This is a genomic window from Hyphomonas sp. FCG-A18, from assembly GCF_045287255.1.
GTDB lineage: Bacteria > Pseudomonadota > Alphaproteobacteria > Caulobacterales > Hyphomonadaceae > Henriciella.
The window spans coordinates 261995-277002 of the sequence record NZ_CP137142.1 but is presented as its reverse complement, the minus strand read 5'-3'; the positions used below and the strand labels follow the sequence as shown (position 1 = coordinate 277002).

Below are 15008 nucleotides of genomic sequence, written 5' to 3'. Positions count from 1 at the left end.
AGGATCGTCATGTTAAAGGATAGGCCATGCGGATCTGGAAAATGAATGGGGCGGGAAACGCGTTTGCGGTGTTTGACGCCCGCAATGGCCCGTTCAAGCCCTCCAAAGAGCAATTGCAGGATATTGCCCGCACGATGCAGGCTGATCAGATTATGGCGATTGAGCGCGACCTGCGCGCTGATGCCTTCCTGCGTATCTGGAACGCTGATGGCGGTGAGGTCAAAGCCTGCGGTAATGGCACCCGCGCGGTCGCGCACCTGCTGCTGGAAGAGAGCGGCAAGGACAGTGTCCGTATCCAGACCGAAGCCGATATGCTGAAAGGCTCCCGCGCCGATGGTAACCTCGTCAGCGTTGATATGGGCTCCCCCCTGATGGGGTGGGAAGACATCCCGCTCTCGGAAAAGATGGATGTGCGCGGTGTCGACGTAAAAATCGGGCCAATGGATGACCCCTATCTCTACAAGCCCGCCGTGGTCAGTATGGGCAACCCGCATGCCGTCTTCTTTGTTGATGATGTCGATGCCTATGACATTCCGGCCATTGGCCCGCTGGTCGAATGGCATCCGACCTTCCCGGAAGGCGTCAATGTTGGCTTTGCGCAGGTGATTGACCGTCAAACGATCCGTTTGCGGGTCTGGGAACGCGGCGCAGGCCTGACCAAAGCCTGCGGTACAGGGGCTTGCGCAGCGCTCGTCTGCGCCGCGCGCGCGGGCAAAACCGACCGCAAAGCCCGCCTCATCCTTGATGGCGGCGACCTGATCATTCACTGGGATGAGACCACAGATCACGTCATCATGACCGGGCCGGTCGAGCTTGAGCAAACAATGGACGTGTAGCCTGCCCTTGTGTCATGGGACTTGCAGGGCGATATGCGCGCTGAGATCATGACTGAAACAAAGTCCCCCACCCGGCCCTCGCAGGTCATCACGCTTGGCTGTCGCCTGAACAGCTATGAGAGCGAGGTTATGCGTGGCCATGCCGATAAGGCGGGGCTGGACGGGGCGATTATCGTCAACACATGTGCGGTCACCTCTGAGGCTGTGCGCACCGCTCGCCAGACCATTCGCCGTGCCGCCCGCGATAATCCTGATGCCCCTGTCATTGTTACAGGATGCGCAGCGCAGATTGATGCGGGAATGTTTGCGGAAATGCCTGAAGTGACCCGCGTCATCGGCAACCATGAGAAGATGCAGGCCAAGACCTGGGAACCTGTCGACCTGCTCGGCGGAACCGAGAAAATCCGCGTCAATGACATCATGTCGGTGGAAGAAACCGCAGGTCATCTGATTGACGGCATGGATGGCCGCGCCCGCGCCTATATTCAGGTCCAGAATGGCTGTGACCACAGGTGTACGTTCTGTATCATCCCCTATGGCCGCGGAAACTCGCGTTCTGTCCCGGCTGGTGAAGTCGTAAACATGGTCCGGCGTCTGGTTGAAACCGGGCATTATGAAGTCGTCCTGACCGGGGTAGACCTGACCTCATGGGGCAGTGACCTGCCCGGCCAGCCACAGCTCGGAAATCTCGTTCAGCGCATCCTGAAACTGGTGCCGGAGCTGAAACAACTCCGCATTTCCTCGATCGATGCGATTGAGATGGATGAAGCGCTGTTTGAAGCGATGGGAGATCCCCGGATTGCACCTTTCATGCATCTGAGCCTACAGCACGGCGACAATCTTATGCTCAAGCGGATGAAGCGCCGTCACAGCCGCGAGGATGCGATCGAGCTGGCACAGCGCCTGCGCGCCATCCGTCCTGAGATTGCTTTGGGTGCAGACATTATTGCCGGCTTCCCGACCGAAACAGAGGAAGCGTTTGAAAACTCCCTGCGCCTGATTGACGAGTGCGGCATCGCTTTCCTGCATGCCTTTCCCTACAGCCCGCGTCCCGGCACCCCTGCTGCGCGGATGCCACAACTTGAAAAAGCGGTGATTAAAGAACGCGCCGCCCGTCTTCGCGCCAAGGGGAAAGAAGCGCTTGTTAACCATCTTGATACCCATAAAAACACGGTTACCGAAGTCTTAATAGAACGCGGCGAGCAGGGCCGATTGGCCGACTTTACCCCTGTGACCCTCACCGGCTTTGACACTGCCGAGGCTGGACGCCCTGTCCGGGCGCGGATAATCGGGCATGACGGCGAACGATTGAAAGCTATAGACCCATGATCCTCTGGTTCGGCAAGAAAAAGAAAAAACAGGAAGCGCTTCAAGCGGGTGCCGAAATGGAGGCCCCGGAGCTTTCGGCTGAAGAGCTGGCCGCCAAGCAAGCTGAAGAGGCCGAAGCTCAGCGCCTCGCCGCCCTTCGACAGGCTCAGGAGGAGGAAGAAGCGGCCCGTAAGGCCGAAGAGCAGGCTGAAATTGAGCGTAAAGTCGCCGAAGCCAATGCCGCCTGGGAAGAGCGTCAGAAACGTGAAGCCGAGGCAGCCGAGCAGGACGCTGCCAAGCTCGCCGAAGAAGCCAAACGCGTTGAAGAAGCCCGTCTCGCCGCCGAACGTGAGGCTGAAGCTGCACGAATAAAAGCCGAAGCAGACGCCAAGGAAGCCGCAGAAGCCGCTGCCGCACAAGCCGAAGCTGAACGCCTCGCCGCCGAAGCAGAAGCCAAAGCCGCCGCCGATGCTGCTGAAGCTGAACACGCCGCCGCAGCCCGCGCTGAAGCCGAACGCCTGCGACAGGAGGCCGAGGCCAAACGCCTTGCCGATGAAGCCGCTGCTGCGGCTGCTCGCGCTGCTGAAGAGGAAAAAGCTCGCCTCGCCGCAGAGGCCGAGGCCGCCCGTAAAGCCGAGGAAGAGCGCCGCGCACAGGAAGAAAAGGCCAAGGCTGAGCTTGCCCTGCTCGACCAGCGCCGCGCTGATGAGGCCCTGCGCCAGAAACTTGCCGAAGAACGCGCCCGCAAAGAGGCCGAGCGTCAGGCCGCCATCGCGCGCGGGGAACCTGACCCCTATGCCGAAGTCGCTGATCCCGGCTTTTTCACCAAGCTAACCTCAGGCCTCGCTAAATCCTCTTCCAAGATGGGTGAAGGCATTTCGAGCCTCTTCACCAAACGCAAACTTGATGAAGACGCGCTGGAAGATCTCGAAGATCTGCTGCTGACCTCAGACATGGGCGGCAAGGTCTCGGCCAGCATTGTGCAAAACCTCGCCAAGACCCGCCTCGACAAGGATGTGACCGGGGATGAGATCAAGGCGGCTCTTGCCGATGAGATAGAAGCCATCATGACCCCGCGCGAAGAGATTGTAGATTGGTCAGACAGTACCAGCCCGCGCGTTGTCCTGTTCGTGGGCGTAAACGGTTCCGGCAAGACCACAACAATTGGTAAAATTGCCTCAAAACTCCAAGCCCAAGGGGCCAAAGCACTGCTGGTTGCCGGGGATACGTTCCGCGCCGCGGCTATTGAACAGCTCACCGTCTGGGGAGAGCGGGCTGGAATTCCCGTCATGGCCAAAGAGCCCGGCGCAGATGCCGCTGGCCTTGTCTATGAAGCGATTGAGAAAGCCCGCGCCGAGGATATTGATCTCGTCCTCGTCGATACCGCTGGCCGCCTGCAGAACAAGAAAGAGCTGATGGCGGAGCTGGAAAAAATTGTGCGCGTTACCCGCAAGCTCGACCCGAATGCGCCGCACGATGTTATCCTCGTGCTTGATGCCACGGTTGGGCAGAATGCCCTGTCGCAGGTTGAAGCCTTCCGCGAAGCCGCCGATGTCTCGGGCATCGTGATGACCAAGCTGGATGGTACCGCCAAAGGCGGTGTCCTGGTCGCGGTGGCTGAGGCGCATGCCCTGCCGATCCACTTTGTCGGCGTGGGTGAGAAAGCCGAAGACCTGCAGCCTTTCTCCGCTCGCGCCTATGCCCGCGCGCTGGTTGGCCTGTCCGATATTACCGAAGACAGCGAGCTTGAACCCGCATGAGCGAGGATAAACAGGCTCTACGGGATCAGATGAAGGCGCTGCGCGAGGAACTGGCTGCGCGTGATCCTGATGCTGGTGAAATCCTTGCCGACAAGTTTCCGCTGAAGCTCCTGGAGCGCTATGGCCCGACCGTGGCGGTCTACCTGCCGATTGGCAGTGAGATGGACCCGCGTCCTTTAATGGATAAATTGGTCAAGGCGGGCGCGAAACTCGCCCTACCGTGCGTTCTCGATGATGGATCCATGATCTATCGCCATTATACGCGCGGCGACCCGTTGGAAAAACGCGCTTTTGGCCTGCTGGAACCTTTTCACGAGGTTCCGGAAGTTCAGCCGACCCTGATCCTGACGCCACTGCTCGCCTTTGATCGTCAGGGCAATCGGCTCGGCTATGGCAAAGGCCACTATGATCGCGCCATTGCACGCCTGCGCCAGCAAGGGCGCGTTTTCATTTGCGGTTTGGCGTTTCACGGGCAGGAAGTCGATGCAATTCCGGCTGAACAGCATGACATTCCGCTTGATTGGGTGATGACAGAGCGTGGCTCCATCCCGCTTTTCATGATGCGCGCAATGGGCGCACAGGAAGAAGACTAAGCTGCAGCGAGCTGCTTAGGCTCTGCGCTGGGCATTTGCTCCAACAGGAAGTCGTAAAATGTCTCAGCCCGCTGAATGAAGCGGTTAAATGGCAATTGCGCCTTGAAGACCGCGGCAGGCGCAACATTCGCCCCGCACTTCACAGCCGTCTCAACAGCTTTGTCACGCTCTGGCCCGGCTGAGCAGACTGAAATGCGATGTTTGCCCATATTCGCAACGCGCGCGATCGTCATGTCCGCGTCAAAACTGTCCGGTAAAGTCAAATCAAGCACTACCAGATCGAACCGCTCCAGACGCAGACGGTTTTCCGCCTCCATCAGGGTCGAAGCCATTACAAGATCAACCGGAACACGCGCACGGGCTGCTTTATCAGCAGCGACCGCCAACAGATCGCGTACAGGTTCATGATCTTCAACCCACAGAACTTTCATCTGATATTCCTTATTACTCTACGCGAATGCTCCAGCGTGTCTCGCAAGGTCTGTCTTCCTGAACACAGTTTTGCCACACGGGCCTTACGGGATGGTAAAGGCAAAGTGACCAAAGTGTTGACAATGTTACGCTTTCCCTCGCTGAAGCCGATCATCGCCAAGCGACACAAAACTGTGATAGGCTCCAAAACATGGCTAGATCGCCCATGGAGACGAGGGAATGACGGATAAGACGCTGGACGTTTCAGCGCCGAAATCGGCGTTTCTCGAAAACATAAAAAAAACTGACGCCCATATTGTTGATGAACTGATTATGGAGCGTTGCCCAAGCTTTGTCGGGCACTGGTCATGGCCGGCTATTCGCCCGGCCCTCTATGGCACTTTGGGCTATAATAAGGCCCGCCGTACCGCCGATTACCTACGCACAATGCGTGGTCAGGACGGCTTTGATCACCTCGCCGAAGAACTTGATTTCAAGCTGACACTGAACCGGATCGACCGCATGCCGGACAAGGGGCGACTGGTTGTCGCAGCCAATCATCCCACAGGTCTTGCCGATGGCGTGGCGGTGTGGGACGCCCTGCGCGAGGTGCGACGCGACATTGTGTTTTTTGCCAATGCTGACGCTTTGCGCGTAAACCCTGAATTTTCCGATGTCATCATTCCGGTCGAATGGGTCATGGAAAAACGCACGCCAGCCAAGACACGCGAAACCCTGCGCCTTGCTAAAGAAGCCTTTGAGGCAGAGAAATGCGTCGTGATCTTCCCATCGGGCAAACTCGCCAAAATGGTCGACGGCACCCTGACCGAGCATGAATGGATGTCGTCCATCACCTCGCTTGCTCGCAAGTATAAAGCCCCGGTCCAACCGCTAAACGTCACCGCCCGCAATTCGTGGCTCTACTATTTATTCTCAAAGATAAATGGCGAACTGCGCGACATCACGCTGTTCCACGAGCTACTCAATAAGAAAGGCAGCCTGTTTGAAATGACATTCGGGCCGCTGATCGCCTCAGACATGCTGGCCGGTGACACGCTGCAGGTTACTGAAGCGATGCGCCAATACGTGTCTTATGAGCTCGCCGATAATGGGGACAAGGCGTTCGCGCCCCTGCCCGAAGCCTAGCCGGAATATTCAAAAGGCTTGAGCTGTTCCACGACCTCCGGGATCGGACGGCGCGGACGCCCATCAGCATGGATCATCACAGCTGTAATGTCGGCTTCGGCAATCATGTCTTCGCCGCGCAGACAGCTCTGTTCAAAGAACATGCGTACGCCTTTGACACCGCGGCTACGGGTGCGAATGGTCAACAGGTCATCCACCTTCGCGGCGCGCTTATAGTCGACCTCAACCCGCGTCAGGGTAAAAGCCGCCGGATCTGGCCGCGCCAGCAGGTCCTGATGGCTAACCCCGGCATCGCGCAGGAAATCTGACCGCCCCCGCTCAAAGAAGCGCAGATAATTGGCGTGGTACACCATGCCGGTAAAATCAGTGTCTTCGTAATAGACCCGCAAGGTCAGCCAATGCTGGCCAAGCGCATCGAACGGTTCGGGAAGTGTCGTCATCCTGCCTAGATCGCATGTGCGCCGGGCATTGGGCAAGACACCCCGGTGCCCCCAATACCGCAATAGCCTGCTGGATTCTTAGCCAGATATTGCTGGTGATAGCCCTCAGCATGATAGAATGTATCGAGCGGCTTGATCTCGGTCGTGATCTCACCACGCCCCGCCGCGCTCAGCGCGCTCTGATAGGCATCCCGGCTCGCCAGAACCGAGGCCATCTGAGCCGCATTGGTGGTATAGATCGCAGAGCGGTACTGCGTCCCGACATCATTGCCTTGGCGCATGCCCTGTGTCGGATCATGGCTTTCCCAGAACAGTTTCAGGACATCATCCAAAGACACGATACCCGGATCAAAGACAACCCGCACCACCTCTGTATGCCCCGTCAGGCCACTGCAGGTCTCTTCATAGGTCGGGTTTGGCGTTATCCCGCCCGCATAACCAACTTGGGTCACGTAAACGCCATCCATTTCCCAAAACACACGCTCAGCGCCCCAGAAACACCCCAGCGCCACGACCAGCTCTTCCATGCCCTCCAGCACAGGGCCGCTCATGTCCCGGCCATTCACAAAGTGAGCCGTTTCTGTCGGGATCGCCTCGGCACGGCCGGGCAGAGCCGTGTCAGAGGTTGGCAGGGCAGCAGGTTTGCGGGTGAACAGCATGGCAGGGCAAATCCTTTCTTGAAGCTCTCACAATATGGGGCTTTAGCAGTTGCGCGCAACGGTTCATCTTGCAGTCTGTTGCCAGTCAGGTATAGACGCCCGCTTACGGTGAGGTGGCCGAGTGGTCGAAGGCGCACGCCTGGAACGCGTGTAGGCGGTATCCCCGTCTCCAGGGTTCGAATCCCTGTCTCACCGCCACCCAGTCTGAGGTTTTTCAGGGAATTTTCTACTTCACAAAATAGTCCCGGCATTACCGGGACTTGTAAGGCAATTACCTTGGTATCCGTCTCTCCTTGCCCGATTTACATGCTCTAAACACCCTGAATTCGTAGAAAGTCTCCCAGCCCGAAAAATTTAGGGCGGGTTTGGAAAATTCCCTGTTAAGGCCCGATTTACAGGGAATTTTGTCAAAACTGGCACGCTCGCATGTATCGGAGGCAGACAATCAGCAGCAAATACAGAGATTTAGGCGACGAATTCCCTACTCAAAGGAACAGGGAATTTAACTCAAATAACAGGGAAAAGTTGTTGCCTTAACAGGGAACGTTCCGCTCGTTTCAGGAAATCCGTTTTGGCAGAAACAAACGCTCTTGATCGAGCCAGTCCATTGGCAGTCGTTTCGAATGAAAGTGCGAAACAGCGATTGTTGGATCCTGCTGACCCGAAGTGATCGCTTTTAGTACTCTGGGAGAGAGGAACGCCAAGTCGAGATTCTTGGATAGATACTCTGATGTGGTATTCTGCTCATCTGCGATATCTCTCAGAGACTGTCCTGATTTCAGTTTCTCCACCCGATCCATAGCTTTTAAGATGCGCCGGATGAAGAATAGATCTGGGTTTCGCTTCGTGTCCGATGAGAGAACAAGTTTCTGTTCAACACCTCGACGGCGGCGTGTGAATGGCGCTTCGACCAAAAGTGATTCTAATGCAGCACCACTTTGCAGACGAATTGATATTCGAAGACTTGCCGGACCGATTTCGACCTTTTCAATCTGGGAGAAGAGGTCCCGCGACGTGAACTTTGGTTGGCCAATTTCTTCGAAGTGCAACTGCGCTCTGCGGTCAGATGAGATCGCATTCAAAACAGCCGCTTCCAGTTCAGCTGCTGGTAAACGCCAGCCATGTCTCCTCTCACCACTTTCCGTCACAAAGTGCTTAGACACATAATAGCGATAACGCTTGCCCTTCTTACTGGTATGACTTGGCGTGAGCTGCACACCCTCTTCATCATAGACTTTGCCCGCAAGTCGCGAGGCATGAGCCGCATTCTCACCAGATGCACGAGCTACCCTGTTTGAATTGAGTTTCGCCTGAACTTCGCTCCAGAGCTCTTCACTCAAAATCGCCTTGTGTAAGCCGTCATACGCCTCTTGCTTGTGGCGAACCTTGCCCAGGTAAATTGGATTGGAGAGCAAGTGATAGAGCCGTCCCCGGGAAAAAGAGACCCCGCCATGGATACGTCCCGATTTGAAGGTATGCTGTTTAGTACGGTAGTTTTGCCGATCCGCAAAAGCTTTGAGTTCTCGTACGCAGCCGAGCCTGAGGTAGTTCTCAAATAGCGATACAATGATGTCCGCTTCAGCCTGGTTGACCACCAACCCTTCATCGCCCTTGTCATAACCAAGCGGGAGCGGTCCCCCCATCCACATGCCTTTCTTCTTTGAGGCCGCGATCTTGTCTCGAATCCGCTCGGCTGTGACTTCTCGCTCAAACTGGGCGAAGGACAGAAGCACGTTCAATGTCAGACGACCCATACTCGTAGATGTGTTGAACTGCTGCGTGACGGACACAAAACTCGCACCTGCCGCATCTAGTCGATCTACGAGTTTGGCGAAGTCTGAAAGCGAGCGTGTCAAGCGATCTATCTTGTAGACGACAACCATATCCACCCGGCCTGCATCAATGTCTTCAAGGAGCCTTCGAAGCGCTGGTCGTTCAAGAGTACCTCCTGATATGCCACCATCGCTATACTCACCTCTTAGGGCTCTCCAGCCCTCATGCTGCTGAGACCTAACATAGGCTTCACAAGCCTCTCGCTGCGCATCAAGCGAGTTGAACGCCTGGTCCAAACCTTCATCAGAAGACTTGCGCGTATAGATCGCGCATCGGACCTTACTCACCCCGATACTCCAAAGAAGCGCGGGCCCGACCACTTTGTGCCGGTGATCTCTTTGGCAATCGCGCTTAAGGAACGCCAGGTCTTACCGCGCCAGACATAGCCTTCATCCGAAACATCCACGATGTGGCGTTTGCCGTTCCATTCTCGGATGAGACGAGATCCCGAGGGCGCTTTGGGGTTACTGCTTTGCGACCTTTCCAAGACCTTCTGTAAAGACCGTTTGATTGCAGCTCGATTCTCGGGACTCTTCTTCCATTGAAGCTCACATACCAAAATACGAACCATAGTTGGGCGACCCAGACGCGGCGGAGGCTCGCAGCCTATGATCTCACACCATCTCTGCATTAGCCCCCTGCGATCAAGTCCACTTAGTTCTTCCTCGAATGTCATCAGTCGACCTTCCTGATCTTGAACTTGGCAGCAGAGCGGTTGGTCTTGGCAACACGGTCTATGATGTACCCACGTCCTCTAAGACGCGTCATAGCGGCGCGTACGGTGTGCGGTTGCCAATGAAGCAGGCCTGAAAGTTGAACGATAGTAGCGCCCTTGCCGTTCAATGCAGAAACCAACTGCGCTTCCTTCGTGCCGTCCTTGGGTGGTGAAATCGTCTCAGTCATATTTGTCTCCATTTTCTGGGACATCTACCTGCCCCACTGAGACAAGCCCGAGAGTTACCGGGCGCTCGAACAGCAATGCTCGACACAGCGTACTAGTCCAGTCTGCCGTGGAAAAAGCTGCATGACGACCTTGCCTGAGAAGGCCATAGCAAAGGTATGGATAGGCTAGACTCGGCTCGCGAAATTGTTGTGGAAGTTATCGCTGGTTTGGAAGATGCGATCGAAGCCCTAATGTCTGCGCAAGCACCTGGCTCCACACATAGGGATATTAGCGAGAGCTCTGAACTGATCCGCTCGCTCTCTAACAGCCTCATCCAACACGCACAGGCGATCGAGAACATCCTAAAGCAAACCATCCGTGACGATGATTGAGTCACAAAGCGTCACAGCCGCAAGGCGGCTTATTCCTAAAACCAGACATAAGGAAATCGCCGCTAGATCCCCATATTCACCTGAGTATCAAGCCCGATAAATCGATAGTCTGTTCGCGCTAGTCTCCAACCTGTTCATGAGAGAATCGGATTAAGGTTGCCGCATTGAAACTTCATTCTTTAATTGCCTTTGATCTCGAAATCTCGGAGACCAGAATCTGGAAGGGCGCTCAATGCTTCAGAGACTAAATCATTCGAATGCTTTGAGTAGTGATCACACCTCAACGGCTCTTGATGAGCTGCTCCTGCTATACGAGGAATCAAAGCAACCGCTTAAGGTTTCATTCCGTCGACTTGTTGAGAGTCTTAAAGTTGGTGAGCGCGCGACACATTATTTACACTCTTATCCGGCAAAGCTGCTGCCCCATATCGCCCACTTTTTCGTCAACTCGAACTTGGTCTCTGGCAAAAATGTCAGGGTTTTAGATCCGTTCTGCGGAAGCGGTACGGTCGTCTTGGAGGCCACACTTTCGGGATACCAAGCTGTGTATGCAGATGTGAACCCGTTAGCGCGTTTGATTACAAGAGCTAAAACTACGCTGGTCTCAAATTGTGAGACTGAAGAACTGCTGAGCCGCCTCAGAGGCTCTTACTCAAAGTCCAGAGCCAGCACTCCACCAGATGTTGTAAACATCGATCTTTGGTTCAGACCCGCGGCCATCCAAAAACTCTGCAGGATTAAGGCTGCGATTGAATGCAACGCCGCTGACGAAAATCGAGATTTTCTTTGGGCCACTTTTTCTAGCGTCTGTCGAAAGGTCAGCAATGCAGATCCTCGATTTGCCGTACCGGTACGACGTAAGGAAAAAGTAGGGGCAAATGGAACTCGTATTTTAGTCGAAAACACCCAAGACCCTTGGGAGGTATTCCAAAAGCAACTTGTAGCGAACGCCAATCGAATGAGTAATTTTGCCGAGATGCTACCAAAAAAACCTATGGTCGTTTCGGGTGGACTCAGAGCTCAAAACCTTCGCAGTGCGAGCGGCAAACAGCGCATGAGAGAAGCTTCAATTGATCTTATCATCACTTCTCCACCATACGCTGGCGCCCAAAAATATGTTCGTGCGGCAAGTTTAAGTCTCGGATGGTTAGATTTGGTCGGATCCAAAGAACTTCGAGAGCTTGAATCTAAAACCATTGGCAGAGAGCATTTTCAAATAGCGGAATACCAAGCTTTGTCCCCCACAGGCATCGTTGATGCCGATAACCTGCTTGAAAGCGTTTTCCGAGAAAATCCACTTCGCGCGCACATCGCAGGTAAGTACTTATCCGAGATGAAATGTGCCCTCAGCGAAATGTATAGAGTGCTGAAGCCCGGTGGAAGTCTTGTATTGGTTATCGGCAACAATAAGGTTTGTGGGAATGATTTTCGTTCGTCCGACTATCTTTCAACAATGCTTGAAGAACTCGGAATGAAACTCGATTTGCATTTGATCGATGATATACCAGCGCGTGCACTGACCACGAAGCGTGCATCTACGGCTGATGTGATCGAGCATGAGCATATTTTGCTATTTTCAAAGCCGCAAAAGCCAAATTGATATGTCAGTCCTAGAAAGTATACGCGACGAGTTCCCACAAAGCAGAGTGCACGCTGATCCTCACGATTCAACTTGGGAGCTGTTGCGATCGCGAATTATGGTCTTGAGCGAGCACGCTTGGGAAAGTCGAATTAATTGGATCAAAGTTGAGGAATGGCTCTCCAACTTCTCCGGAAAAACTGGAGAGCCTATCAAGCAAGAGCGATTGCACGCGCTGTTCTTACTCTCTCAATTTTTGTATTTCGGAAACTTGGAGATCCGCGTGTTGCTACGGGCTTTATTTCGCGACCTAGTGCTTTTGCCGATAATTGATAGCATAAACGCGGGGTTCGATCCTGGAACAAGTTCGTATTCTCTCGAAACTGCTGTCGTCTCAGAGCTTAGCAAAACAAGGTTTCTCGGTGTAGGGACGCCATCGGAGAGTGGAGTTCATCTCTTATATTTCTTTCGCCAGGAAAATGGTCTCTCAGCGGAGCATTTTGTGGATCAAGCAGACCTATTAAAGGTAGATCCGCGTGACAAAAGTGGCGCCTCTTTTTTACTTAGATTTCCCGATTTGCAACGACTCGTCTTCATTGATGACGTATGCGGATCAGGTGAAACCGCCGTAAGGTATTCTAAAGAGGGCCCGATTCTTCCCGAGGTGCTTAGGTTAAACCCAAAAATCGAACTTCATTATTATTCATTGTTTGCGACAACCGACGGCCTTCGCACGGTTAGAAACAAATCTAAATTTGGCTCGCGAAGCGGCGCCGTTTTTGAACTAGACGAGAGCTACAAGAGTATGAGCGCCGTATCGCGCTACCTAGATCCGACTAACCTACCCCCCGGAATATCTGCTGACTTGGTACGCAAGATGGCATCGATCTACGGAACGTCTTTGCTTCCAAATCACCCTCTCGGTTATGAAGACGGGCAACTGTTGTTTGGATTCCATCACAATACACCTGACAATAGTCTTCCGATTATCTGGGCATCTCCAGAGCACAGCTCAGGCATTCGTTGGACGCCTATCTTTCGTAGATATCCAAAAGGACTGGGTCTATGAGCGATCAGCTGCGACCCAATCCATTCGCCACCGTGAAAGCGACGGACTTCTCCGATCAAGAGATATTAGATTATTGGGTCGACCTTGAAGTAAAAGGTGAAAGCCTTTTGGCTTTATTACAACCGAGAGAAGTGATGCCAGTGTTTCTTCTTGGGGGCAAAGGAAGCGGCAAAACACACATCCTACGGTTTTCATCCACGCGTGTGCAATCCAAGAAATACTTGAGCCTGCGCGAAACTATCGCGAATAGAAAAACAGCATCAGTTTACATTGCCGCCGAGGGCATAAATCCGGAACGTTTTAAAGCCAAAGGTCAGCCTGAGGAGGCTTGGTCGGCAATATTCGCTATGTATTTTGAACTTTGGTTGGCAATAAACCTACTTCATCTCATCAACGATGCTTTCTCTGAAACGGAACAAATCTCAGGAATCCTGGTCGAGGAACTTTCAGCTTTATTCCGACTTGATTTTGAAACTGCACCTAGCAGCCTTGCAGAGTTGATTCGTGAACTTGAGACATTTCGAAAGAGTGTGGATCACGAAGTTGAGAATGCTCCAATTTCGAGAGATTTATCAAACGTTGTAATTCCGTTCTCAGCTGGTGATTTGGTGTTTGGTTTTCCAAGAGTTTTTGCAAAACACATTTCCGAATTGGAGCATACGTTATTTTCGTATCTCATTGATGAAGCGGAAAATTTTTCTGCCGAGCAGCAGAAATTCATAAACACCCTAATCCGTTACAGGAAAGGAAAAGCATCGATTAAAGTCGGCGCACGACTGTATGGAATTAAGACCTTCGACACTACTGGTGAGGAGCCCATTAAATACTCGGCGGAGTTTGAATCAATTTACTTGGATCAAGTGCTTCGGGCGAATCAAAGAGAGTATCACAAGCTAGCGCACAAGATTTTGACCAAGCGTTTACAGGGTTTTGGTCACGATCCCAAAATGGATATCGACGCCTTTTTTGAGGTCATCGATCAGTCAGACCATTGGAAAAATACCTCTGTTGAACTGGTTCAACGGCGAGATCTACAAGGCAGTCAACGCCCGTACTTTAAAGCACTCGGTACAACCCTATCCTCGTTTGAAAACATAGGAGTGCCGCTGGCTCAAGAGATCATTCAATCGCTCACGCTCCAAGAGCATCCTTACCTAGAGAAATCAGGGGTTTTCATGCTGTACAAGCGGTGGCCCAAAGATGTGAATTCACTCCTTCCTCTAGCGAACGAAATCGGCGAGGCAAACATCGCTTTGGCCAATGGCGGTAAGCGCGTCGACCATCCATTCAAAACAATATTGAATCATTACGGCAACGATATCCTAGCGCAGCTATATCGAGACTGCCAAAGACGAGTCCCCTATGCTGGCTTGGAAAACATAATAAACATGTCTCAGGGCATCCCCAGAAATTTTCTGAGTATTATGAAGAACATCTACAGGAGATCGGCATTCGTCGGGGAAAAGCCATTCGATTTAGGTCGTATCACGATTCAGTCGCAATCCGACGGTATTCGGGATGGTGCAGATTGGTTCTGGGAAGATGCGCAACCGGGCAAAAATGGGGATGACGTGAGGAAGGCGGTTGAAGCCATTGCATTATTATTCCGAACGATCCGATACAGTGACAGCCCCTCCGAGTGCTCACTATGCGCTTTTAGCGTGAAACTAGCCGATCTTACTGAGAACGCTAGAGACGTGTTGAAAGCGGCTGAAAATTGGTCCTACTTGATTCGCGTTCCCACCGGCCAAAAGAATAGGAACAACGAATCAATTGATGCCAAGTACCAGTTATCGGCAATGCTCGCTCCTAGATGGGACCTGTCTACATCTAGGCGAGGTACAATTGAAATAAATACCAAGCTTGCAAATGCGATCTTTGATCCAGAACAGCGAAAAGAGCTCCCAAGCTTGTTCAGAGACAGAGTTTCTAAAATGACGATATCAAAAAGAAAACTCGTTTCGCCGGATCAGGCGGACCTATTTTAATGCATCGGTCTACATACGATTATTGCCGGCAGTCTAAGTCACTGGTCCACCTGAAGCAGGCCCCGTTTTGCTGGGATGTCTTTGTCTCGGCGTTCAATGACAGCGAACGAG

15 protein-coding genes and 1 tRNA gene are annotated in these 15008 nt (G+C 53.2%); 10 read left to right on the top strand and 6 right to left on the bottom strand.

The window, feature by feature from the left end; genetic code table 11:
* The first annotated feature begins 26 nt into the window (after window positions 1-26).
* Genes dapF through RYZ27_RS01325 form a run of 4 tightly spaced genes read left to right on the top strand, consistent with a single transcriptional unit; the run spans window position 27 to window position 4497 of the window.
* Window positions 27-836 (top strand): diaminopimelate epimerase, encoded by an 810-nt coding sequence (gene dapF, locus RYZ27_RS01340; protein ID WP_406680560.1) that lies wholly within the window; start codon window positions 27-29, stop codon window positions 834-836.
* Window positions 837-884: 48 nt separating this feature from the next.
* Window positions 885-2165, top strand: a complete 1281-nt coding sequence (gene mtaB, locus RYZ27_RS01335) for a tRNA (N(6)-L-threonylcarbamoyladenosine(37)-C(2))-methylthiotransferase MtaB (protein WP_406680559.1) — start codon at window positions 885-887, stop codon at window positions 2163-2165.
* Window positions 2162-3904, top strand: coding sequence for a signal recognition particle-docking protein FtsY (gene ftsY / locus RYZ27_RS01330; RefSeq protein ID WP_406680558.1), 1743 nt, complete (start codon window positions 2162-2164; stop codon window positions 3902-3904). Before mtaB ends, ftsY begins: the two co-directional genes overlap by 4 nt.
* Window positions 3901-4497, top strand: coding sequence for a 5-formyltetrahydrofolate cyclo-ligase (locus tag RYZ27_RS01325; protein WP_406680557.1), 597 nt, complete (start codon window positions 3901-3903; stop codon window positions 4495-4497). Before ftsY ends, RYZ27_RS01325 begins: the two co-directional genes overlap by 4 nt.
* On the opposite strand, the gene RYZ27_RS01320 is transcribed toward RYZ27_RS01325, so the two are convergent.
* Entirely contained in the window at window positions 4494-4928 is a 435-nt protein-coding gene (locus tag RYZ27_RS01320; RefSeq protein WP_406680556.1) for a response regulator, read from the bottom strand. The genes RYZ27_RS01325 and RYZ27_RS01320 overlap by 4 nt on opposite strands.
* Before the next feature lie 220 nt (window positions 4929-5148).
* Between RYZ27_RS01320 and RYZ27_RS01315 the strand changes: the two genes are divergently transcribed.
* Window positions 5149-6054, top strand: a complete 906-nt coding sequence (locus RYZ27_RS01315) for a GNAT family N-acetyltransferase (RefSeq protein WP_406680555.1) — start codon at window positions 5149-5151, stop codon at window positions 6052-6054.
* On the opposite strand, the gene RYZ27_RS01310 is transcribed toward RYZ27_RS01315, so the two are convergent.
* Window positions 6051-6494, bottom strand: a complete 444-nt coding sequence (locus RYZ27_RS01310) for a YbgC/FadM family acyl-CoA thioesterase (RefSeq protein WP_406680554.1) — start codon at window positions 6492-6494, stop codon at window positions 6051-6053. The genes RYZ27_RS01315 and RYZ27_RS01310 overlap by 4 nt on opposite strands.
* Window positions 6495-6499: 5 nt before the next feature.
* Complete coding sequence (gene msrA / locus RYZ27_RS01305) at window positions 6500-7153, bottom strand: peptide-methionine (S)-S-oxide reductase MsrA (RefSeq protein WP_406680553.1); 654 nt, start codon at window positions 7151-7153, stop codon at window positions 6500-6502.
* 107 nt (window positions 7154-7260) lie between these two features.
* Between msrA and RYZ27_RS01300 the strand changes: the two genes are divergently transcribed.
* Window positions 7261-7351 (top strand) — tRNA-Ser (locus tag RYZ27_RS01300).
* A gap of 359 nt (window positions 7352-7710) precedes the next feature.
* Here the strand turns inward: RYZ27_RS01300 and RYZ27_RS01295 are convergent.
* Genes RYZ27_RS01295 through RYZ27_RS01285 form a run of 3 tightly spaced genes read right to left on the bottom strand, consistent with a single transcriptional unit; the run spans window position 7711 to window position 9889 of the window.
* On the bottom strand, window positions 7711-9273 hold the full coding sequence (locus RYZ27_RS01295; protein WP_406680552.1) for a recombinase family protein: 1563 nt from the start codon (window positions 9271-9273) through the stop codon (window positions 7711-7713).
* The gene (locus tag RYZ27_RS01290; protein ID WP_406681748.1) at window positions 9270-9617 is read right to left on the bottom strand and encodes a DUF2924 domain-containing protein; all 348 of its coding nucleotides are present in this window, start codon (window positions 9615-9617) and stop codon (window positions 9270-9272) included. The genes RYZ27_RS01295 and RYZ27_RS01290 overlap by 4 nt, the downstream gene beginning before the upstream one ends.
* Before the next feature lie 44 nt (window positions 9618-9661).
* A complete protein-coding gene (locus tag RYZ27_RS01285; RefSeq protein WP_406680551.1) occupies window positions 9662-9889 on the bottom strand; it encodes a DUF3489 domain-containing protein in 228 nt (75 codons plus the stop codon).
* 156 nt (window positions 9890-10045) lie between these two features.
* Here RYZ27_RS01285 and RYZ27_RS01280 point away from each other — a divergent pair, with 156 nt between their 5' ends.
* The 4 genes from RYZ27_RS01280 to RYZ27_RS01265 all read left to right on the top strand — a co-directional run bounded on the left by RYZ27_RS01280 (window position 10046) and on the right by RYZ27_RS01265 (window position 14897).
* Window positions 10046-10261, top strand: coding sequence for a hypothetical protein (locus RYZ27_RS01280; protein WP_406680550.1), 216 nt, complete (start codon window positions 10046-10048; stop codon window positions 10259-10261).
* Window positions 10262-10493: 232 nt separating this feature from the next.
* On the top strand, window positions 10494-11861 hold the full coding sequence (locus tag RYZ27_RS01275; protein ID WP_406680549.1) for a DNA methyltransferase: 1368 nt from the start codon (window positions 10494-10496) through the stop codon (window positions 11859-11861).
* Between the two features lie 103 nt (window positions 11862-11964).
* Window positions 11965-12909, top strand: coding sequence for a hypothetical protein (locus RYZ27_RS01270; RefSeq protein WP_406680548.1), 945 nt, complete (start codon window positions 11965-11967; stop codon window positions 12907-12909).
* Window positions 12906-14897, top strand: coding sequence for a hypothetical protein (locus RYZ27_RS01265; RefSeq protein WP_406680547.1), 1992 nt, complete (start codon window positions 12906-12908; stop codon window positions 14895-14897). Before RYZ27_RS01270 ends, RYZ27_RS01265 begins: the two co-directional genes overlap by 4 nt.
* The last annotated feature ends 111 nt before the right edge of the window (window positions 14898-15008 follow it).